This window comes from Thermohalobacter berrensis (assembly GCF_003609645.1).
Classification (GTDB): domain Bacteria; phylum Bacillota; class Clostridia; order Tissierellales; family Thermohalobacteraceae; genus Thermohalobacter; species Thermohalobacter berrensis.
The window spans coordinates 91898-117127 of the sequence record NZ_MCIB01000038.1 but is presented as its reverse complement, the minus strand read 5'-3'; the positions used below and the strand labels follow the sequence as shown (position 1 = coordinate 117127).

The 25230-nt window shown below is 29.4% G+C and carries 13 protein-coding genes; 7 read left to right on the top strand and 6 right to left on the bottom strand.

What is annotated here, in order from left to right:
• Positions 1-41: 41 nt before the first annotated feature.
• The 6 genes from pepF to BET03_RS12385 all read right to left on the bottom strand — a co-directional run bounded on the left by pepF (position 42) and on the right by BET03_RS12385 (position 14219).
• Positions 42-1850: an oligoendopeptidase F gene (pepF, locus tag BET03_RS12405; protein ID WP_120170615.1), complete on the bottom strand. Its 1809-nt coding sequence runs from the start codon at positions 1848-1850 to the stop codon at positions 42-44.
• 73 nt (positions 1851-1923) lie between these two features.
• Positions 1924-5667 (bottom strand): GH36-type glycosyl hydrolase domain-containing protein, encoded by a 3744-nt coding sequence (locus tag BET03_RS13860; protein WP_279230406.1) that lies wholly within the window; start codon positions 5665-5667, stop codon positions 1924-1926.
• 9 nt (positions 5668-5676) lie between these two features.
• Positions 5677-10491, bottom strand: a complete 4815-nt coding sequence (locus tag BET03_RS13855) for a glucoamylase family protein (protein ID WP_243096941.1) — start codon at positions 10489-10491, stop codon at positions 5677-5679.
• Between the two features lie 67 nt (positions 10492-10558).
• Positions 10559-13006: a mannose-1-phosphate guanyltransferase gene (locus BET03_RS12395; RefSeq protein ID WP_243096940.1), complete on the bottom strand. Its 2448-nt coding sequence runs from the start codon at positions 13004-13006 to the stop codon at positions 10559-10561.
• A 231-nt stretch (positions 13007-13237) separates the two neighbouring features.
• Positions 13238-13735 (bottom strand): hypothetical protein, encoded by a 498-nt coding sequence (locus tag BET03_RS12390; protein WP_243096939.1) that lies wholly within the window; start codon positions 13733-13735, stop codon positions 13238-13240.
• Positions 13736-13775: 40 nt separating this feature from the next.
• Positions 13776-14219 (bottom strand): cell wall hydrolase, encoded by a 444-nt coding sequence (locus BET03_RS12385; RefSeq protein ID WP_120170613.1) that lies wholly within the window; start codon positions 14217-14219, stop codon positions 13776-13778.
• 178 nt (positions 14220-14397) lie between these two features.
• Between BET03_RS12385 and BET03_RS12380 the strand changes: the two genes are divergently transcribed.
• From BET03_RS12380 to BET03_RS12350, 7 genes are all read left to right on the top strand, one after another.
• Positions 14398-14808 (top strand): PspC domain-containing protein, encoded by a 411-nt coding sequence (locus BET03_RS12380; RefSeq protein ID WP_120170612.1) that lies wholly within the window; start codon positions 14398-14400, stop codon positions 14806-14808.
• Position 14809: 1 nt separating this feature from the next.
• On the top strand, positions 14810-15667 hold the full coding sequence (locus BET03_RS12375; RefSeq protein WP_120170611.1) for a LiaF transmembrane domain-containing protein: 858 nt from the start codon (positions 14810-14812) through the stop codon (positions 15665-15667).
• A gap of 215 nt (positions 15668-15882) precedes the next feature.
• Positions 15883-16563, top strand: a complete 681-nt coding sequence (sdaAB, locus tag BET03_RS12370) for an L-serine ammonia-lyase, iron-sulfur-dependent subunit beta (RefSeq protein ID WP_120170610.1) — start codon at positions 15883-15885, stop codon at positions 16561-16563.
• A 2-nt stretch (positions 16564-16565) separates the two neighbouring features.
• Positions 16566-17441, top strand: a complete 876-nt coding sequence (sdaAA, locus tag BET03_RS12365; protein WP_120170609.1) for an L-serine ammonia-lyase, iron-sulfur-dependent, subunit alpha — start codon at positions 16566-16568, stop codon at positions 17439-17441.
• Positions 17442-17592: 151 nt separating this feature from the next.
• Positions 17593-18234: an undecaprenyl diphosphate synthase family protein gene (locus BET03_RS12360; RefSeq protein ID WP_120170608.1), complete on the top strand. Its 642-nt coding sequence runs from the start codon at positions 17593-17595 to the stop codon at positions 18232-18234.
• 133 nt (positions 18235-18367) lie between these two features.
• A complete protein-coding gene (locus tag BET03_RS12355) occupies positions 18368-20077 on the top strand; it encodes a flavin monoamine oxidase family protein (RefSeq protein ID WP_120170607.1) in 1710 nt (569 codons plus the stop codon).
• Between the two features lie 226 nt (positions 20078-20303).
• On the top strand, positions 20304-25193 hold the full coding sequence (locus BET03_RS12350; protein ID WP_120170606.1) for a nicotinate-nicotinamide nucleotide adenylyltransferase: 4890 nt from the start codon (positions 20304-20306) through the stop codon (positions 25191-25193).
• The last annotated feature ends 37 nt before the right edge of the window (positions 25194-25230 follow it).

The following is a 25230-nucleotide window of genomic DNA, read 5'->3' as shown; positions in this document are numbered from 1 at the left end:
AAGAAAGGTAATAGGTATAACTCCTATTACCTTTTTTTATATTATCCAATTAGCTCATCTAATTCATCTACTAGCTTACCAAACTTATCTAACGCCATATCTACAGGTTCTTGCTTTGACATATCTACTCCTGCCTTTTTCAAAACATTTATAGGATAATCTGAACTTCCACTTTTTAAAAACCCTTTATATTTCTCTACAGCTTTTTGTCCTTCTTTTAATATCTTTTGAGATAGTGCTATTGCTGCAGAAAAACCAGTGGCATACTGGAATACATAAAAATTATAGTAGAAATGTGGGATTCTAGCCCATTCAATTGCTATTTTATCATCTACTACTATATCTTTACCATAATATTTTTCATTTAATTCTTTATATATACTACATAATTTATCTGCTGTTAGAGGTTTTCCATTCTCCATCTCTTCATGTATAAGTTTTTCAAATTCAGCAAACATTGTCTGTCTATATACTGTTCCTCTAAATTGTTCTAAATAGTGGTTTAATAAATACATCTTCTTATCCTTCTCTTTTACATTATTCAACATATGCTCCATTAATAGAGCTTCGTTTACTGTTGAAGCCACTTCTGCAACAAAAATGCTATATCCTCCATAAACATATGGTTGATTTTTCTTAGAATAATAGCTATGCATGGAATGGCCCATCTCATGGGCAAGTGTAAATACACTATCAAGGTTATCTTGATAATTCATTAAAATGTATGGAGGAGAATCATATGTTCCCCATGAATAGGCTCCACTTCTTTTACCTTTATTTTCATAGACATCAATCCATCCTGAATTTAATCCTTCTTTAACTATATTTAGATATTCATTCCCTAAAGGTTTTAAACCCTCTAACATCATTTCCTTACCTTTATCATATGGTATTTTCATATCTATATCTTTAACTAAAGGAGTATATAAATCATACATATGGAGTTCGTCTAATCCCAAAGCTTTCTTTCTTAATCTAACATATTTATACATATATTCTAAATTATTATGAACTGCTTTTATTAAATTGTTGTATACTTCAACAGGTATATTATTAACATCTAAAGATGCTTCTAAAGAATTATTATACTTTCTAACCTTAGAATAAAAAATATTCTTTTTAATATTAGAAGAAATAGTTGTAGCAAAGGTATTTCTGAAGCTATTGTAAGTATCATAGAAACCATCAAAGGTATCTATTCTTACTCTTCTATCTTTACTTTCCATTAATTTAATAAATCTTCCATGGGTTATTTCTATTTCTTCTCCATTTTCGTCCTTAATCTTAGGAAATTTTATATCTGCATTATTTAACATACCAAAAACATTTTCTGGAGTAGATGCTACTTCTCCTGCCTGTGCTAATATAGCTTCTTCTTTTGGAGATAAGAAGTGTTTTCTTCTTCTTACTATCTGTTCTAAATAATGTTTATATATCTTTAATCCTTCTTGTTCTCCTATGTACTGATTTAATTTACTTTCTTCAATCATTAATATTTCTGGCACAATAAATGATAAACTTTCTTCTACTTCTACCATAAGATTAGATGCCCTATCAGTTAAGGCTTGATACTTATTGTTTGTTGTATCTTCATCTTTTCTCATTCTAGCATATGTATAAACATTTTCAGATAGTCTTGACATCTTCATTTGAAGCTCTATCACTTCTAATAATGTTTTACTACTTTCACCTACTTTTTCTTTATATTTCTTTACATCTTTTATTAATTCCTTAACTTTATTAAAATCTTCTTCCCATTTTTCCTCGTTCTGATACATTCTTTCTAGGGCCCATTTATATTTAGGGTCTATATCTTTCCTCTCATTTACCTTATTTTTTTCATTTGCCATTCTTACTCTCCTTTCTTTTCAATTTTATCTTAACAAAAGTTATACCATGGATTAATCCATGGCATAACATTTGTTAGCCTAAAACTACTTCAACTTTATGCTCTTTATTATCATTAACTAGTGGTATATATTTTTCTTTAAGTTCTTTTCCATCTAAAATTACTTTCACAACATTTTTATTTACTCTATTAGGATTTTTTACTACTATTTTATAAACTGTATTCTCATATCTATATTTTATCTTATAATTTAACCAATCTCTAGGGATACATGGGTCAATAATTAACTTATTTCCTTCTTTTTTAAATCCTAATATATATTCAATACCTACAGTGTACATCCAGCCAGCAGCTCCTGTATACCAAGTCCAGCCACCTCTACCTACATGGGGACTAACTGCATAAACATCTGCTGCCATAACATATGGTTCAACTTTATAAGTGGAGCATTCAATTGAAGTCCTTGAGTGGTTTATTGGGTTTATCATATTATATAACTTCCAAGCTCTATCTCCTTTTCCCATTAAGGCATATGCATTTACAACCCATGTTGCAGCATGTGTATACTGACCCCCATTTTCTCTAACACCTGGTACATAGCCTTTTATATAACCTGGGTCATGCTCAGTTTTATCAAAGGGAGGAGTAAATAGAAGGATTAACCCTTCATCTTCTTTAATAAGATATCGTTCTACTGATTCCATTGCTGATTTTACCCTATCTTTTTTTCCAGATCCTGAAATAATTGACCAAGACTGAGCAATAGAATCTATTATACACTCTGTATTCTCTGATGAACCTAGGGGTGTTCCATCGTCAAAATAGGCTCTTCTATACCAATTTCCATCCCAAGCATTCTCTTCAATTGATCTAGTAATTTTTTCAATAGCATTAGAATATTCTTTTGCCCTTTCAAAATCTTTCATCTCTTTACAAATTGGTATAAACCTTTTTAGGATAGTACAAATAAACCATCCCAGCCATATACTTTCTCCCTTTCCTTTATTTCCCACTTTGTTCATTCCGTCATTCCAGTCACCTGAACCCATAAGTGGTATTCCATGTTCTCCATATTTAAGGGACCTATCAATTGCCCTTATACAGTGTTCATATATAGTTGAACTTTCATCAGAAAATCTAGGAATATCATATTTTTCATCTTCATTTTCTTTTAATGGTTCACTTTCAAGGTATCCTACCTTCTCCTCTAGAATACTATAGTCACCTGTTTTCTTCACATATTCTGCTGTAGCTAAAGGAAGCCATAATAAATCATCAGAAAATTTGGTTCTAATTCCCTTATCAGGTCCATCAACTCCTGTTTTATGCCACCAATGCTGTACATCTCCTTCAACAAATTGATGTGCACTGTGTAATATAATTTGTTTTTTAGTAGCCTCAGGTAGTACATTTATTGAATTCATTGCATCTTGAAGTTGATCTCTAAATCCATATGCACCCCCAGATTGATAAAATGCTGATCTGGCCCAAAGCCTACAAGCTATGGTCTGATATAGCAGCCAATGATTTAACATAATGTCCATAGATTTATCAGGTGTACTAACTTCTATAGTTTCTAATACTTTATTCCAATAGTTTTTAACTTCAGTTAATGCATTTGTACAATTAGCTATTTGAGTATATTTATTTACAATTTTTCTTACTTCATCTATAGACTTTCCTTGACCTAGTATGAAAACAACTTCTTTTTCTTCATCTGGATCTATTTCAACTACAGTTTGTATTGCACCACAAGGATCAAATCCGGCTCCTAAGCGATTTGAAAGAGTTTCTCTTTTTAAGGCCTCTGGATTTTTTAAACTACCATCTATACCAATAAACTCTTCCCTATCTCCTGTATAACTTTTACCTACTTCTGATGTATTAACAAATGCAATTCTTCCTGGAAAATCTGGATTATAAGGATTTTTAATTAAAATAGCTCCACTCTCTTCATCTATTTCAGTTATAATATGTTGTTGTGTCATTTCATCTATTACTCCTAAAACTGGCCTTATATAATAGGTTAAAGATATTTTTCTCCTTATATTTGAATTATTTTTTAATTTAACTAAATTAATTTTTGCAGGTTCATCTAATGGTACAAACATAGTAAGTTCCTGTTCTAATCCATTACTTTCACGAATGAATGTTGAATATCCTTGCCCGTGTTTTATAATATATGTTCCACCTTCTCTAATAGGTAATGGAGTAATTGACCAAGTATGGCCATCTTGTTCATCCCTTATATATATTATTTCTCCAGGTGGATCTGATACTGGATCATTTGACCAAGGAGTTAATTTGTTTTCTCTACTATTTTCTGACCATGTAAATCCACTACCACTTTCAGAAACTTGAAACCCAAATTTACCATTAGAAACTACATTTATCCACGGTGCTGGTGTATTATTATAATCCATTAATTTAATAATATATTCTCTACCATTTAAGCTAAATCCACCATATCCATTAAAATATGATAATTCGAAATTTTTTTCCCTATCCATGTATATTATATTGCTTTGCTTAAATTCTTTTTCATTTGGTAGTTTCTCTGTTTCATTCTTTTCTCTTAACTGAGTTAGCAGTGGAACATTATCTGCTCTTAATATTAAGCCTGCTGAAGAATATAGTAGTATTTTATCTTCATCAGGTATACTATTAGCATTTACAATGTAAATACCTCCAGGTTTTGAATATATATGTCTACTATTACTTTCAGATACTTCATTTTTAATCATATGATATAATGGTTGAAAATAGTTACTCTTATCTTCATTTAAGATAACTAAGTCAACAGTTAATCCTTTCATTCTAAAATATTCATGGGATTTTAAAACTTTTCTTAAAACATCTAAATACTCTGCATCTTTAATTGTTAAAAGAATTATTGGATTGTCTCCAGAAATTCCATAAGCCCAAAGTCCTGACTGACCTTTAGTATTTTTCTTTATAATATTTTTATATTTCTTTCTATTTGGACTAAGAAATACTATATGTGGTACTATTTCTTGGAATAGTTTAATATCTTCTTCGCCTACATTAAGGTAGCTATTTTCTACTTGGCTTCTTGTAAACGCTAAATCAAATGCCCTTGTAATATTTGGTGTATCTGTATATTTCCTTGAAAGTTCAATAACTTCTTTTTTATTGTTACCTACTCCAGTTATAAAGGAAACCTTTGCTGTCTCACCTGGTTTTATTTTTATTTTTTTCCTTAAGCTCATTATTGGATCAATTACAACCCCAGTTGTGTTTGATAAAGGTTGTGTTAATGCTTGAGGGTTAGATATATCTCTTCCTCTACCTATAAAATTATCTCTATTAGTTTCGTATTGAAGACTTCCAAGTGTTTCTCCCTCAACTACTACACTATGGAATGCCCAAACTGTTTTTTGCCCCTCTTCTCTGGGTCTTCTAGAGGCTATTATTGTATCACTTTCATCTAAAGCTTCTGTCCTTACAAAAAGATTACTAAATGCTGGGTGTGCAATATCTGCAGATTGATTAGTTAAAACAGTTTCAAAATAACTAGTTAATTCAATTATTAATTCTTTCTCTCCATGATTTGTAAGTCTTACTCTTCTAATTTCTGCATCATCTTCTGATGTTACAATTACTTCTGTATGTGTATCTATATTATCATCAGCTCTAATATACTCTGCCTTATCTTGAGAAAATCTAACTTTATAACCATCTGGTTCTTTATTTAATGGATCATATGTTGCAGACCACATTTCTCCAGTTTCTTCGTTTTTTAAGAATATAAAATTACCATATTTATGGGTTAATAAGTCACTTCTCCAACGTGTTATTTGAAGCTCTTATTTTTTGCTATAACCTATACCCTTATCTGTAACTAAAATAGAATACCTACCATTAGAAAGTAACTGACATTTTGGCAAATAGGATTTTGTAAGACCAAATTCCCTAATTACTTCTCTTCCTTTTTGTTTGTCCTCCTCTAATGGTTCTATAAGTTCTTTGTTTTCTTTTGTAATAATTGCCCTTATAGGTACTTTTTCTTGTAATAGTATTTCACCTGCTTTCATTACTGGATTGGAATGGAACCTCTTTTGCATAATATTTTCATTTATATAGTTATTAAGAGCAATAAAACTCATTCCTTGATGATGTGCCATAAAACTTTTTATTATCCCTTTTTTTTCTCCATATGGTAGACGTTTTGGTGTATAATCAACCGCTTCATAAAGACCATATAATCCTTCTAACCCATCAGATATAAGTTTTTTGATATTTTCAATTGCTCCCTTTGGGTCAAAGGGTAGTGCCAACAATGTTGAATAACATGAAACTACCATATCTTGTACAAGGCCTCTTTTTAAGCCTAAATCTGGCACACCAAAGGCTTTATATTGATAGTTTAGATCTATATCAAAAGCAAAATATCCTGATTCTGAAGTTCCCCATGGAACTCCTCTAGCTTTTCCATATTTTTTCTGAGCTTTAATAACTGTTGAATATGTTTCATCCATAAGTGTATTATCATAATTCTTCATTATTAAGGATGGCATTAAATATTCAAACATAGTTCCTGTCCATGAAACTAACCCTCTATAACCATTAATTTTAGATAATGCTCTACCTAGTTTATACCAGTGTTTTTCTGGAATTTCTCCTTTAGCTATTGCAATGTAACTTACAGTTCTAGCCTCTGATGCTAATAAATCATAATAGGAATTGGTAAGTTCTTCATCCTGTATATTATATCCTATAGCAAACAGATGTCTTTTTTTATCATAAAGTGGTTCAAATTTTGCATTATCAATTATTTTATCTATTCTGTCTATCAATAAAGAAGTTTTATTAACAGTGTCTTGTACATTATTTTTTACTTTAAGTATTTTTTCTTTTATAGATAATAATTTCTCTTTATTGGCATTATTTTTATCATTTATAAATTTAGTTATTTTTTCTAATAGCTTTTCATATATATTATTTAAAGTAGTTAACTCCCTTGTTGATATAATTTTTTGTATATAATCATTAAAATTTTCATTAGGTAAATCCTTTAATATTTCTATTTCTTCTTCTGTAGGTAGAATTTCATCTATTTCTTCTGAAAAAGAATTAATCATTTCTACTAATTTTTGATGCCAAACCGAGACTTCTCCATCTATATTTGAAAAGTTCTTAAGTAAAGTTCTCCATTCTTTTAAATTAATCTCTTTCTTACTTAGTAAGAAGTTTATATATTCATCATCTGGCTTCTTATCTTCTATTAAGTCTAAAGTATCCTTTATACCTTTTACTAAACTTTTATCAATTAAAGGCTTTTTAAGATATTCTTTAAGACCTTCTTTTAAAGTTATTAGATATGCTATAAAATTTCCATTGTCTACTGTAGAAATAAAGTATGGTCTTAATGGTTCTAAAGTTTTTATATCATACCAGTTATATAAATGTCCCTTCCAAGTATCTAATTTTTCTATAGTTGAAATTGTTTTTTCTATCCTATCTATCATTTTTGTAGTTGAAATATATCCAAAATCTCTAGCAGCTAATATAGAAATTAATAAAAATCCTATGTTAGTTGGAGAAGTTCTATATGCCAACCCGTTAGGAGGGTCTTCTTGATAATTATCAGGTGGAAGATAATTGTTTTCTTCTCCTGAAAAATCTTCAAAATAAGCCCAAGTTTTTCTTCCGATTCTTCTTAATATTTCTATATCTTTACCTGCTAATTTTTCTATTCCTTTAATCTCTGGTTGACTTATTTTATAGGCTACATATGGACCTATTGCCCATACTATTGTAATTGGTATAATATATAGTAAATTTTGTGGTTTTATAAATATCCCTAAGGCAAACACAAGTAAGGCTATAAATATAGAAGGTCTCATTCTGCTTATAAAACTAATAGTGTTATTTTTTAATCTTTTTTCTACATCAGCTGCAGTAACCCATTCTAATAAATTCTTTTTAGATATAAATACTCTATAGAGAGTTCTTAAGATAGCATCAGCCATCATATAACCTTCATATGGTAAAAAAACAAATAAAAGGATTACAAGATAAAAGGTCCTTTTTAATCCATATATAAGATTTCCATTTAATTTATCCCTTGATGCCCTATAATATTTCATAATTAAATAGTTTGCAAATTCAATAACTAATGGAAAGCCTAAGGCTAATAAAGCTAATCCTACCCATATATATGCTTTACCAGGCAGAAGGAGTAGGCCTAATATAATTAATAAGGTTAAAGTTACAGGAACTAGACTTCTTCTTAGGTTATCTAATATCTTCCATTTAGAGAGTGTTGATAAAGGGTTTTCTACAAGTACTCCCTCTCTATTCCTCACTTTTGAAAAAAGCCACTTTATTAACTGCCAGTCACCCCTTATCCATCTATGCAACCTCATAATATATGAGTTGTATTTTGATGGATAACCATCAACAAGCTCTATATCTGTTGCAAGGCCTGTTCTTATATAACTTCCTTCAAGTAAATCATGGCTTAATATTGAATTATCAGGAATAGTATCACTTAAAACTGTATCAAAGACATCAACATCATATATACCTTTACCAGTAAATATTCCCTCTCTAAATAGGTCTTGATAAATATCTGAAATTGCAGTTGTATATGGGTCAATTCCCCCTTGTCCTGCAAAAATTCTTGTGAATAATGAAATATTTGCACTCTCTATATCAAGACTTATTCTAGGTTGTATTATCCCATAGCCTTCTGATACAATCTTATTGTTTTTATCAAGTTTAGCTTTATTTAAAGGGTGTGAAATTGTTCCTATTAGTTTTTTAGCAGTATTTAATGGCATTTTTGTATCTGCATCAAGTGTTATTACATATTTTACTTTTTCCTTAAGTTTAGAAATATCACCAGTTACTATAGAGTATGATGTATCTTCTGCTCCTTTAAGTAATCTGTTTAATTCTACTAATGCACCTCTTTTTCTTTCCCAACCCATCCATCTATTTTGAGTTTTTGAGAATTTCCTCTCTCTATGGAAAAAGAAAAAAATATCTTCATCTTTGGCATATTTTTTATTTAATTCTTTTATTAACTTTATTGCTGTCTTTGTTATTTCATTATCTTCATTATTTTCTTTTTTATCAGAATCTTTAAAATCACCCACTAATGCAAAATATAAATTATCTTCTTTATTTGATAGATAGTGTATTTCTAACTGGCTTACTAATTCTTTAACAGTTTTTACATTTGGTAATAGAGTAGGAACTACCACTAAAGTTGTAGCTTTTTCAGATATTCCATTTCTATATTCTAATTTAGGTAATAGGGCTGGAGGAACTAAATGAGTGTAAAGCCAGTTTATACTTTTTACAGCTATATCGCTTACTGGAATTACAGTTATAACCGCAGTTAAGATAGTAGTTAGAATACTTTCAGATACCCTATAAGTATATATAGTAAATAGTGTTACAATTGTAAATACAATTAATATGATAGGAGCTATATAATAAGAAAAAGGGTAGTCATGAAAGTTATCCTTCCCTGTGTATCCTAATTCTTTTAACAATTTTTTTCTTCCATTATCTATTAAATAGTATCCAACATGTCCCTTTTTATTCTCATCATTATTGGATTCTTTTTTAGCTATTTCGATTGCTTTTCTAGCTACTGTAGTTTCTGGTATTCTAGTTTTATCTGCAATATCTGCAATTTGCTGTCTATAATAATCTCTTGACTCAAAATCCATATCTGAATATACCTTTAATGGATCATCTCTTAAAATCCCTTCAACAACACATAATGTTTCAAATATGTCATTCCAATCAAGTTTAGAAACAACCTTAAGACTTGTAATTGCATTTCCAAGTGAATTCTTTAATTCAGCTTGTTCGTTATGTGATTCTTCTATTACCCTTTCTAGTGCAGTATTAAATTGTTCTAACTTATTATTTATTATCTCTTTTATATTACCAATATCATATTTCTTATTCCTTATTTGTCTTATTAAATACTCAATAAATACTGGGTTTAATCTATTCATATTTTCAATAGTAGTATCTACTGAATCTAATAGTTTATCATATGGTGCATCTGTTAAATTTTCTATTTTAGTCCAATCATCCTGAATTTTGTGAATTCTTTGGCATAAATTTCTAATATACTCAATTAATGCTATTCTTATCATTAAAGAGAGGGACCATATTTCTGCAATAGAAAGTATATGTTGAGACTGATATGCCTTTATAAACTTTATTAATTGTTCTTCATCTAATCTTCCATCTGTATGTGAAATTAATTCAAGTGTTAAAGCATATACCCTTGGATATCCCTTTAAAAACCCATTGTTCAATACTCTTAACTTTAGATATTTTTTCTTAGTAAGTTTTTGTTTTACTTCTTTTACTTGTTCTTCAATTAGATAGTAGTTATCAAGTAACCACTCAGAGGCATGGGACAAGTTTTGGTTGTTTTTAGAAAGCTTGTTTAGGCTATTATATACTGAGGTTATTATATTAAAATTTTGATCTAATCTTTTTAATAAAGACCTTGTTGGTCTTTTATCTTTTGATACATTATGAATTTTAGCAACCTCTTTGGCATGTTCAATTAAATCCTCTGGATCTAACAATACATCTTTAATTTGAATAAATTTATCATTAGTTTTGTTTAAATTTTTTAACATTCCTCATCCCTTCCCTCTGTTTTTTTAATCTTTTATCTTTTAGTTACTGTCAAAAAATCAAAGGCAATTATTGCCCTTGATTTTTTAATAATTTTTTTACCTTTTCACTATAAAATGTTGATAACTCTTGTGCATACTCTTCCGAAAATCCCTCAGCATATATGTTAAAAACTGGTTTTTCACTATCGGGAAGTATTAAAGCCCAACCTCTGTTATCATTTATTTTTACTCCTTCAAAAAGTTCAATATCCTTATCTTTATTCTCTTCTATAACCTCTCTTATGACTCTTCCTTTATCTTTCCAATCACATGCTATCTCTTCTCTTACATAATGGAAATTTGGCACTTCATCGGCTATTTTACTAAGAGAGGTTTCATTTTGAATAAGAAAATCAATAATTTTACCTGTTCCCCAAATTCCATCAAAATTTAATATATATTGTATTAACGAATTTTTATCTGATATTTCAAATATTCTGTTTATAATGTTTGAAGGATTTGATTTAGTTCTAATTACATCTACGTCATATTTTCTAGCCATTTCTTCAATAACTTTAGGGGAATTATAAGGAATGACTAATTTTTTTATATTTCCAATCTTTAAAGTTATAAGTGAAATTACAGCAATATATTTTTCCTTATCAATAACCCTTCCTTTATCATCAATTAGTATAATATTTTCTCCATTTTCGCTAAATATTATCCCCATATCTGCTTTCTTGTCTTTTACCTGTTTTGATAAAAATGAAAAATATTCATCTACTGAATTATATTTTTCGATTGAGTATTCCGTATTAACTTCACATCCAATATATTCAAGGAACATCTTAGCTAATGAAATTATATTTTGAGATCTTGAGCTAATAATAACTTTAGGATTTTTCCTTTTTATCTGTGAAATATCTTTTAATAAATCTCCTCCATTCTTGATATAAAATGAAGCAAAATTCTGGATTTTTATTACATCTTTTACTTTATCACCATTACATCTTTCAAAGTCTTCTCTATTAAAAATATTTTCAATTTTTCTTTCAGTACTTCTACCAATATTAGCACCATTTTTATCAACAAACTCAATGTGCACTTTATTTTTATTTGAATAATCGATTCTTACATGAATTCCGCCATTTGCTTTATAATGTCTTACTGCAAATCGATTCATAGGCATAGCAGTATTATTAATGTCAATAACTCCCACACCTGTTGAAAGTATTCCAGAAGCTATACAGTTTTTAATAATATTAGAAGCACTTGAATTATCACTACTTACAATAATAGTTGATTCATCATCCATTATAGATGCAAAGGCCGACCCTAAACGTGTAGCAAATTCTGGAGTAATATCTATATTAATATTTCCGGATATATCTCTATATCCAAACAATGTTTTTGATGCCTTAGTACCCCAAATTAAATTTTGTTTTACGATTGTATTCTCTTCTATTTTTTTATCTGGCCAAATCTTAATATTAGGCTTAATGACAACATTTGATGATACTATACTTCCTACTCCTACTGCTGAACCTTCAAACAATTTAGCCCTATCATTAACGTGTACATTATTACAAATTACAGTTCCCCTACCTTCTACTTTCTTACCAATTCTAGAATTATTCCATATTATACTTCTTTTTAAAGATGTATTTTTTTCAATATGACAATTATGTCCAATTATAGTATATGGTTCAATATTAACATTATCTTTTATAATACAATTTTTCCCTATATAAACTGGTGGTATTATTTTTACATTTCTACCTAATTTTGTTCCTTCTCCAATCCAAATTCCTTCTTCTACTTTATTTAAGCTTAAATCTACATTTACTTTTCCATTTAAAATATCATACTGTGTTAATTTATATGTATTTAGGTTTCCAATATCACACCAATAGTCATCTGTTACATATCCATACATTGGTACCTTATCCCTTAGCAATTTAGGAAAAAGGTCTTTACTAAAATCAAAATTGTCTCCCTTTTTATAATAATCTAAAACTTCCGGTTCTAATATATATATACCTGTGTTTATAGTATCACTAAAGACTTCGCCCCAACTTGGTTTTTCTAAAAATCTTACTATTCTACCCTCATCATCCGTTATTATTACTCCATATTCTAAAGGAACTGATTCTTTTTTTAATACTAAAGTTGCCTTTGAGTTTTTATCTTTATGGAATTTAATAGCCTCTCTTAAATTTATATCAGTTAAAGCGTCTCCACTTATTACTACAAATGTATCATCTAATATTTCTTCTGCGTTTTTAACACTTCCACCTGTACCTAGAGGTACATCTTCAATAAAATAATTAAGGTTTACCCCCCATTCTTGGCCATCCCCAAAATAATCTGTAATAACAGAAGGAAAATATGCCATGGTTACAGCAATATCATTTATATCATGTTTTTTTAAAAGGTTTATAATATATTCCATTACAGGTTTATTAAGAATTGGAACCATTGGCTTTGGTATATCACAGGTTAAAGGCCTTAATCTTGTTCCTTTTCCCCCGGCCATTATTACAGCTTTAATATTCACCACTCTCCTTTAAAAACAAATTTCTTTAGATATACTGATATTCTATGAAAAATTAAGCCTTTGTATTCATCAAGAATATATAAGTTTATAAGTTATTCACCAAATTGTGAGAAAATTTACTTATCTTCATTTTTATTATTAGCTATATTAGTTTTATTTTTTCATAAAAAAAGGCTATTAAGTTAAGGAATACTTAATAGCCTTTTTGAATTAATAAAATACTTTAACAAATTTTATAGAGTATAGATCTGCTATAGTTATATCATCTGATTCAGGTTCTCTTAATACTACATGGTCTATTCCTACTGATAATAGAGTACCTGATCTGTCTACAACAGTGTTAGTACCAATTAAAAAATCAATTCTTACAAATCTACCTATTAAGGTTCTCAAATATCCTTGAAGATAATTGGTACTTGCAGTTACTGGTGGTCCTGGCTCAAACTCAAAATCTACCTCTGGTTCAAATTGAGGTGGCCTTACAACTGGTGGTCTTCCACCAGGATATCCATAATAAGGTGTATAAGGTGTTGGCATGTAAGGCATTTGTGGTGTTCTTGGCATAGTTGGTATAGGTGGTTGTGGCATATCTGGTCTCATTGGTCTTTGTGGCATCTCAGGACCCATAGGCCTTTCTGGCATCTCTTCTCTTTGCATTGCTTCTGGTCTTTGATATTCATCTCCATTTTGTTTTTTTCTTTTACTCATTAAAATCCCTCCTTTATAAATTACAAAAATTTAGGCCATCTTAAGTGTCTCTATAACGTTCAGTTGGCTGATAAAAACAATGGTTTCTTATTTTAATTGTATATCTTCCTGTTCCATTCCAAGGAAATGTGTAAGGACAGCCTGGACGATATGGATTCATATACCATAGGCACTGACCCACATTATAAAGCTTATTCCCAGCTAAAGCCCAATCTGCTATTTCATAATGTATATCTTCCGGAGGATTAGCCCATATTGTTTGAGGATTTGACCTTCCCCCTATAATTCCCTTTACACAATCAAATTGACATTCTTGATATATAACTTTACGAAGGTCTCCCTGAGCAACCCTACGATATTCCCCGTACGGTGCATGAACTCTATTCATTACTACAGTTGCGACTGCTTTCATTCCTCTTTCTCCTTCTCCCCCAGCTTCACATTTAATTATTCTTGCTAATAGTTCACGGGCTGAATAAGGCAAGCTATTCCCCCCTTTCAAAATGCTGGTACTATTAATATATTAAATTAAACAAAATCTGGTACTAATTTAAAGGAATATATTAAGAAATATTAATTTTCAATATTTTTTATAAATAGTAAAGGATTTTATATCTTAAGAATATAACTAAATAGTAGAAGTTTTTTTAAGGAGGTTGCTTATGGAAAAAAAATTATATCGTTCAACAGAAAATAAAGTTATAGCTGGAGTATGTGGAGGGGTTGCAGAATATTTGGATCTAGATGTTACTCTTGTAAGAATCCTTTGGGTTTTAATTAGTTTTGCTATAGGAGCTGGGATTATAGCATATATTATTTGCGCAATAATTATCCCAGAAAGGGGTAAGGTTCAAGAAGTTACAAATACAGAAATAGTAAAAAAAGATAACAATACTAGTTCAACTGAGCATTCAGACAGGAATAAGGTTTTAATTGGAATAATCTTGGTGTTGGCTGGAAGTATAATTTTGATTGAGAAAACTTTCTATTGGTTCGACTTTGATAAGCTTTGGCCGATTTTCTTAATACTTGGAGGATTATATATTATATATAACCAAAGGGGGAAAAAATAAGTTGAAAAATCGAAATCTAATATTAGGACTTTTTTTAGTTTTGTTTGGTATATTTCTTATTCTTAGAAACTTTGGAATAATTAATTGGTCTATATGGTATACATTATTTGATTTATGGCCATTTATTTTTATAGTTTTAGGGATAAATTTAATCTTCAATAAAAATAAAAATGTTAAAATAATTACTTGGATATTATTTTTTGCATTAATAATAGGTTATGGATTCTACACTCAATTTAAATTAGAAACATCTTCTAATTCAAAGCTAGTATTAGAAGAACGAAAGGATATTAAACATGGAAATTTAATTCTTGATTTAAATGGTGCAAAGATAGATATAAAGGAAACAAATGATAATCTCATATATGCTGATGTACCAAATCCAATTGTAAAAAATGATGTTAAATTTCGTAATAACACTGTTGATATAAAGTTTAACCAAAAATCTCACAAAAAATATAATAATGAAATCTATAGTTTTAATTTAAACAACGATATTGACTGGGATATAAGAGCAGACCTTATAGCAATTGATGGTAACCTAGACTTTAGTAACCTAAAAATTAGAGAAACAGATTTAGAGGTTGAAGCTGGTAACATAGAAATTAATTATGGTAATCTTATGGAAAGTTCTAAAGTAAATATAGAATCTAGGGCAGCAAATATTAAAATTATTATTCCAGAGGATATAGGAGTAAAATTAGCATTTGATGGAGTATTAAATCATACTAATTTAAAAAATTTAAATTGGGATTACTCTGATAGTTATTACTACTCTCCTAATTATAATGATGCTAAATCTAAGTTAGAGGCTGAAATAGATATGGAGGTTGGAAACCTAACTATAATAACCAAGTAAGACTATCCTAAAGTTTATACTACTGTTTTTAATTTTACATTTTCTGTTTCAAATTAGTTTTTCTAGTAATTAATGGGAACTAGGTTCCCCTAGCGAAGCGAGCTTTGCTCGCTTTTTTATTTGTTAAGTTTTTCTGGATTTTATACAGTTGTAATTATACTTTTCAAATGTTAAAATTTAGTTGTACATATTCTCCTTTAGAAGGGACGGTTGTTATGGATAATTATAGTGTTTTTGACATACTTGGTCCTATTATGATAGGTCCTTCAAGCTCCCATACTGCAGGAGCTGCTAAAATAGGTAAATTAGCACGTAAAATTTCTGGAAATGATTTTGATTCTGTTCTTTTTTATCTTCATGGTTCCTTTGCTAAAACATATAAAGGTCATGGAACAGATAGAGCTTTAGTTGCAGGCATTCTGGGAATGGAACCATATGATGAAAGGCTTAGGGGCTCTTTAAAAATCGCTAATAAAAAAGGAATAAAAGTAAAGTTTGTAGAAACTGATTTAGGTTATCGGCATCCAAATACAGTGAAAATAGTTTTTTATAAAAAAGGCAAAAAACAAGATGAAATAATTGGTTCTTCAATAGGTGGAGGAAATGTTATTATAACTAATATAAATGGATATAAAGTGGAATTTACAGGAGATTATCCTACATTGATTACTAGACAATATGACAGACCTGGGATTATTAGTAAGGTTACAGCTATTTTTGCTACGAATAACATAAATATAGGTAAAATGAAGGTTAATAGGAAGGGAAAGGGTCAAGAAGCATCAATGGTTATCGAAACAGATAGTGAAATACCTAATGAAGCTATAAAGAAAATTTTACAAATTAACGAAATTATATCTGCTAGGGCTATAAATTTACGTAAAAAAGAGGTGTAATTATGTATAACACTGGTTATGAGCTTCTTAAAATTACTAAAGAGAAAAAAATAAAAATTTCTGATGTAGTTGTTCAAAATGAATGTAAAGTACTTGAAAAATCAGAAAGTGAAATAAGAAATAAAATGAAAGAAAATCTAAAAGTTATGATAGAATCATCAAAACAGGGATTAGATGGAGAAATAAAATCAATAAGTGGTCTTATCGGTGGAGATGCTAAACGTGTAAACGATTACATCAATACTAAAAAGACTACTATATGTGGGAATACACTTAACAAGGCTATGGCTAGAGCCCTCTCTTGTTCAGAAATTAATGCAGCCATGGGTAAAATAATTGCTGCACCAACAGCCGGTTCTTGTGGTATATTACCTGCTTCTATTATTACTTCAGCTGAAGTGTTAAATCTAGATGAAAATGCAATGATAAATGCTCTGTTTACAGCAGCAGGAATAGGTCAAATTATTGCTAAAAATGCAACCTTATCTGGTGCTGAAGGTGGATGTCAAGCTGAATGTGGTTCAGCATCTGCAATGGCTGCAGCAGCAATAGTTGAAATGGCAGGTGGGACACCGGAAATGTCTTTAAATGCTGCTGCCATAGCTCTAAAAAATATTTTGGGTCTTGTATGTGATCCTATAGCAGGGTTAGTTGAAGCTCCCTGTGCTAAACGTAATGCATCAGGTACAGTTAATGCTATGCTTGCTGCAGACCTAGCCCTTGCAGGTGTAAAAAGTATCATTCCCTTTGATGAAGTTGTTGAAGCAATGTATAATGTAGGAAAATCCCTTCCCCATGAACTTAGAGAAACGGCTTTAGGGGGCGTAGCAGCAACAAAATCGGGTAAAGAAATAGAAAATAATATATTTGATAAGTAGTTTATAGTAAATAACAAGAATTGGAGGCATTTTGCTTCCAATTTTTTTAATACTATAATTTGATCCTAATAATTTTAAATATATTTGGTTATTGTGTATATATAGCTAAATTTTGCTAATAATATAGCTAAAAAATAGCGGAGGTATATAAATGAGAATCCCTAATCATATTGGTATAATTCCTGACGGTAACAGACGATGGGCTTTAAAAAATGGATTGAATAAAGAAGATGGCTATGACTTTGGCTTAAAGCCAGGCTTAGAGCTTTTCAGATTATGTAAAAAAGTAGGAGTGAAGGAAGTTACATACTATGGCTTTACTATGGATAATACTAAAAGACCATCTGTTCAAACGAAAGCTTTCACTAAAGCCTGTATAAAGGCTGTAAATATGCTATCTAAAGAAGAGGCTTCTCTTCTAGTTGTTGGAAATACTAAATCTCCTAAGTTCCCTAAAGAATTATTACCATTTACAAAAAAAAGAAAAGTTTTTGGAAATGGTAGCATAAAAGTAAATTTTTTAGTTAATTATGGTTGGCAGTGGGACATCAGAAATTGTTTAAAGAATATTCATAATAAAAATTTCCTCAACTCCCTACAGTCTAAAGACATATCTAGAGTTGAGTTGATAATTAGATGGGGAGGAAGAAGAAGATTAAGTGGTTTCCTTCCAATTCAGTCCGTATATGCTGACTTTTATGTTGTAGATGACTATTGGCCAGATTTTAAACCGGAACATTTTTATGAAGCACTAAAATGGTATGACTGTCAGGATATTACCCTTGGAGGTTAAATAGTAACGAAATTTAAGGCTGTTGAATATTATAATTCCAACAGCCTTTTTCTTATGCCTATCACCAAATATATTTTTTAGCTATCATTGGTAATTTTGGACATAAATTTTTTTTAATAAGGGAGATTTTATTATGTCTGAAAATTATATGCCTCCACAACCAAATAATCCAACTAAAGAAGAAAGATACAAATTAATTAAGTATGCATTAAAAGAAAATAATCGTCTAGAAGATCTTCAAAATATAATAAAATTAATGAGCCCACCCCCAGATGTAACTTCTGTACTTCCCCCTGGAAAATGTAAAGGAGTAAAAGTAGCTATAATTGGTGCTGGTGAAGCAGGACTTTCTGCTGCCTTTGAACTACGGAAATTAGGCTTTAATATTACAGTTTTTGAAGCTTTAGAAAATAAAATTGGAGGTAGAGTATATACTTATTATTTTACTGAAGATTTGTATGGAGAATTAGGACCAATGCGTATTCCTGTATCCCATGAGGCAACTTGGCACTATATAAACCTCTTTAATTTAGATACTAGACCCTTTATTCAGACAAATCCAAATACTTATATATACGTGCAAAATACAAGAGTAATGAATGATGGTAATGAGATAATGAAATATATATATCCAAAATTTAAATTAACTCCTATAGAGGGAACAATTCCTTTTGATGAATATTTGGAATGTATATATAGCAAAAGATTACTTAAAATTCCTAAAAGTGTAAGAAAAGAATTATTACAAATAAAAAAGGTATATGACCCGCAAATAGTATATCTTGATACTTTAAATGTTAGAAATGTCTGTCAGTTACTTGGACTAAGTGAAGGAGCAATTAACTTAATCCAAAGTGTAGCATCTTTTGATTCTGCCTTTTTTTACTATGCTTTTACTGAATTACTTAAAGATGAATATGCAGTAAATTTTAGCTTTTTATACGAAATTGTTGGTGGCTTAATAAAGCTACCCCTTGCATTTTATAAATCCCTAGTAAATCCTTATCCTAAAGAATATTCAATTCCAAATAATTTATTAGGTAAAATAGTTTTTAAACAGGGTACTCCAGTTGAAGGAATATATCAAGAGGATAAGGATAAAGTAATTTTAAAATATAATAATAAATATTTAAATAAACCTTCTTTTGAAAAATTTGACTTTGTTATCTGTGCAATTCCCTTTAGTAGTCTAAGGAATGTAGATATATATCCTGGATTTTCTAACAGAAAAATGCAAGCAATAAGGGAAGTTAATTATGCTACATCACAAAGAACACTATTTTTATGTAAAAAAAGGTTTTGGGAAGAAGGACCACCTAATAAAAGAATAATAGGTGGTGGCTCATATACTGACCTTCCTATTACTACTATATGGTATCCTTCTGACCATGGTAAATGTTATGATTTAAATACATTTAAAAGAAAATATAAGAAGGGTTGTTCCCCATATGAGCCCGGTGTTCTTCTAGCATCCTATAATTTTAACCTTGATGCAATCCGCCTTGGGAATTTAGATGAAGAAAGGAGATTTGAAGAAATCAAAAGACAGGTAGAGCTTGTCCATGGGCTTCCAAAGTATTATCTAGATGATATTGTTATCGACTATAAAAGCATAAACTGGAATGATTTACAATGGTTCTTAGGAGCAGTATGCTTTTTCCAACCTGAGCAAAAGCGAGTCTTTTCATATGCTATGACTAAACCTGAATATAACTTAAGGGTTTTCTTTGCAGGTGAACATATTTCAGTACATCACGGTTGGCAACAAGGTGCACTAGAATCAGGTATGAAAGCTGCCTATGATTTAGCAAAAGTATGTAAAAAAGTCTTCTATTTTAAATAGAAGACTCTTAAGGTGACTTTTTTGAAACACATAAGGGAATTTAGAATTTCTTATGTGTTATAAAAAACAAATATGTGTTTAATCTTAATGATGGTCAAATAAGACCATCTTTTTTTATAATCTTTAATCCTTCAATAGCTTCTATAGAAAAGAATAAAAAAATATTATATAATACACATAACAGCAAACATTTTCACAGTTTTTACTGTCTTTAGGGAGGTATTACATGAGTAATAAAACGGCATTATCTATATATCATAAACTATCTAATCAATTGTTAAATCTAAATTTAATAAGAAAAGATTTAAGAAGCTACAAAGTTGTTAAAAACTTTATTAAAAGTCCTTCAATAATGGAGGATATCGGGAAAATCGTAGAAGAAAAAGATTACAGCTGTAAAAGAATTCTTAACTTTTGCCATGATATGCTATATGAACTATCTGGTAAGAAGCTACCGAATGATTGGCTAAACTATGTATATCAGTATTCATTAAATAATTCATTTCCCTGTGCTGTAGACATAGATTTTTATAAAGATTTAGATATAGCTTGTATTGTTTATCTAGAAATACTAAGGGTGTTCTCAGAATTTGAAAAAACATCAAATAACAATACATGTCAAAGCAAATATCCCTTAAACTTTCTAACAGAAGATGAAGAAAATAATTTAGTAAATCCAAATGAGTATAAAAAATTTAAAAAAGTTTTTAGAGATAACTATGTATATGAAATGATGAAACTAAGCCAAGAAATAACAAGGCATAATACTTTAGACCATATATGTGGTGTTCATCATTTAGCCCTATATATTGGAAGACAATTATTTAAAATAGGCTTACCCGTTGATTTAGGTCGTGTATCTGGAGCCGCTGCAGGTCATGATATTGGTAAATATGGCTGTAAGGGACCTGAGCTAAAAAGAGTACCATATCTTCATTACTACTATACTGACCTATGGTTTAAAAGACATAATATTCAATATATAGGTCATATTGCGACTAATCATTCAACTTGGGATTTAGAACTTGAAAACTTATCTCTTGAATCATTAATTCTTATATATTCAGATTTTAGAGTTAAAAATAAAAGAAAAAAAGATGGAAGTAAAGAAATGTATGTATATAGCCTCAAAGAATCCTTTGATATAGTTCTAAATAAGCTTGATAACGTTGATGAAACAAAGGAAAAAAGATATAGACGTGTGTATGCTAAGCTTAAGGATTTTGAAAACTATATGATAAACCTTGGTGTAGAAGTTGAATTAGGAAAAGATTATGATTATAAACCTAAGAAAAAGTATTATTCCTTAATACATGGAAATCAAATTGTTGAAAACCTTAAATATCTTTCAATTGATCACAACATACATCTAATGAATAAACTAAAAAATGTTTCATCACTAAATTCAATTTTAGAACTTGCAAGAAGCGAGAATGACTGGAAAAAATTAAGGGCTTATCTTCAGATTTTTGAGGAATACTCCACATATCTAACTCAAAAGCAAAAATTAATCACACTTAACTTTTTATATGAATTGCTTATTCATAAAGAAGGAGATATAAGGAAACAGTGTGCTGAATTAATAGGAATTCTTATTGCAAAATTTGATGAAAAATATAGAAAAGAAGTTCCTAAGGATGTAGAATTAGAACCACCAGAAATAACAAGTAGTGAACTTCTAAACAAATATATAAAACTCTTTCTATATCCAGACCATAAAATAATCGAAATACATCGAGAATGGATTGGTTATAATCTTAGAAATATGATCTCTGCTCTATTTATGCACTGCGAAGATAGTCAAAAACTTGAATATAGAAACATACTATTAAAATACTTTAAACGTACAGAAAATATAGATAAAAACATCCAATTCTATTTACTTCAATGTGTAAAATATATTCCCTATATTAACACTATAGATAAACCAATGGAAATACTATTTGAATTTGTCTTAAAAATGATAAATAGTGAAGATTTAGAAATAAGGCTTGCTGCCCTTGAAAGAACATATAATCTTCTATTTAGATTAGATAAAAATAATTTATTTGTAAACAAACTAAAAAATATGTTAACTAAAAATATAGTATACTGTGATGTCCCTGCAGAAAACTTCTTGAAATTAAAAATTGCTGAACGTTTAAAAATAAATAAAGAAATATTAGACAAATATAAATCATTTTATAAAAAGGATAAAGATAAAATACCTGATTTATTCTTAAAAAATCTAAAAAGTGCTACTAACTGGATAAGCAAAAAGATTCATATAGAACTTTTACTTGAGGAAGTTATTAAATCACCAAAAAGAACAGGACTTCATACAGCTATGCACTTCTGTAATCTTGTAAAAGTAAGTGCCATTGAAAATGTTAGAAATCATGCAGGAGAAGCTTTAGTTAAAATTATTCCATCCCTTTCATTAGATCAAAGAAATGATGTTACAGTAGAGTTATTACGTGCTTTAGAAATGCAAGGCTATCAATTTACAAAATATATTCCTTATTATCTTGGTCAGATAATGTTGTACCTTCACCCTGTAGAACTTGATGAATTAATAGATGATTTTGAAGAAAAAATTAGGCAATCAAATACTCAGATAAGTCTTTTACTTCTTAAAACAATAGGTGTAGCAATCCAACATTATCCAAAATATAAAAACTTTTTTGATGAGGAAGAAAAAAAATATAAAAAACGCCTAATTAAAATGCTTGGAATTCTCTTAACAGGCCTAGTAAACTATGATATTCAAGTAAAACAAGAAGCCTTTAGTGTCATTGGAAAGGATATTTTTGGTTCAAAAGAATTAAATCTTGAAGAAAAAAGAGAGATTTTCCAATATATAGCTAAAAAGATACTAACATTATTAACTAACAAAGATGAAAATGAGTTACTTTTCCTTAATAACTCAGCTGCACTAAATCATATATATAGGTTTATATCTGATTATGTATTTTTTAAAGGTGAGATTAAACTTAACCATAGTAAAAAAATTGCCTTTTTCCCAGGGAGCTTTGACCCATTTTCATTAAGTCATAAAAAAATAGCTAAAGAAATTAGAGATATGGGATTTGAAGTATATTTAGCAGTAGATGAGTATTCATGGTCTAAACGAACTCAACCCCATAAGTTGAGAAGAAGAATTATTAATATGTCAATTGCAGATGAACTTGATATATATCTTTTTCCTGAAGATATACAGGTTAATATTGCAAATCCTAATGACTTAAAGGTTTTAAAGGAAATTTTTAATAACTATGAAGTATATATAGTTGCTGGAACAGATGTTGTATTAAATGCATCATGCTATAAGAAAAAAATTGAAAAATATTCAATTCATAACTTCCCTCATATAATATTTAAAAGAAGAAGTTTTCTGTCAACAGAAGATGATGATATAAAGTTTGAAAAAGCAGTTAATAAAATTAATGGTGAAATAATTAGATTATCTCTACCACCTCAGTATGAGGACATTAGTTCTACAAGAATAAGAAATTATATTGACCAAAATAGAGATATTTCACAACTAATTGATTCCCTTGCACAGAAATATATATACGAGTATGGTCTATATAGACGAGAACCTCAGTATAAAAGACTTGTACAAACTAAATCCCTTGATATTGAAGTATTTGACGATTTAGATGAAGGTCTATTAGATATTCTAGTTTCGCAATTTTTCAAAAACAGCAAAGATGCATATACTAAGCTTAAAAACCTTAAATCTAAGCTATCTCCAAGGATTATAATAATAAGGGATATCAACAATAATGGAAAAATTATAGGTTTTTCCGCTTTTCATTGGGTACGTTCAAGTATGCTATTTCATGAATTCAAAAATAATAATATATCGGAATATATTAGAGAAAACGCAGTAGGTAGAATAATTGCTATTGATGGAATCTTTATTGATAAAGATTATAATTATGAAAATTTAGAGCAAATACTCCTTACAGAAACATTAGCATTTTGCTTAGCTAAAGATTACAATTATGCTATCTTTCATAATATTATTGAAGACTATTTCTCTGAAACACTATATGAAAACCTAAAACTTCAAGGATTTAAAGAACTACATTATGTCAATAAACAGAATCCCGTGTTAGTTGTTGATATGAGTAATCCATGTACCCTTAATTTAGATTTAGAAACATTAATTAAAGAACCCTTTAGAAGTAACCAAAATGTACTAAAAGTAATTCAACAAACAAGAAAAAATCTACAAATAGCCCTTACAAAATTGTACCCAGGCCAGCTTGTATTATCCTTTGATAGAAATGTATTGTATGATAAATTAATTGAAAAAATATGTGAAGTAAATAATATGCCAACAAAACAATTAAAACCTAGAAAACTAGGACCTTATATGTGTGTACCCTTTGGTTCAATTTTAAATGGCTGTATAGTTCCAAATACTGTTACTAAATCAATGCATACAGAAAAATTATTTAGTTCAAATATTAGAGACTTTACAATAGGACCATTCCCATACTATATGAGTTTAGAAAATCAAATAAAAATGATACATTCCTTTAATAGAGAAGTAATCCTAGTAGATGATTTACTAAATAAAGGTTATAGAATTAAAGTTATTGACCCTCTTCTTAAAAATGAACAAGTTAAAGTTAGAAAGATAATAGTTGGTATATTATCTGGTCGAGGTAAAGAGTTAATGGATATTCAAAATAGAGAGGTGGACAGTGCTTACTTTATCCCTAATCTAAGGGTGTGGTTTAAAGAAAATACCCTCTACCCTTTTATTGGTGGAGATACCGTATGGAGAGGCTTAAATCCTCAAAGAAATCTACTTCCTTCTATTAACTTTATTTTACCTTATGCATCTCCATCTTTTATTAGGGGAACTACTAGAGATGCAGTATATAATCTTTCAGAAGTATGTATTAATAATGCATTAGACATAATAACTACCCTGGAGAAAGAGTATCAAAATATTAATGAGAGAAACTTAACCCTTAGACATTTAGGAGAAGTTTTCATATCTCCAAGATGTCCAGATAGAGGTAAAAATATTGACTATGATCTAAATTTAAAACCATCTGAATATTTAAGAAATGACATTGAACATTTAAAAAGAATTAAGGATATGGTAATAAGATAAAATAAGCGGGGATTTTTTTCTCCGCTGCTATATTTTC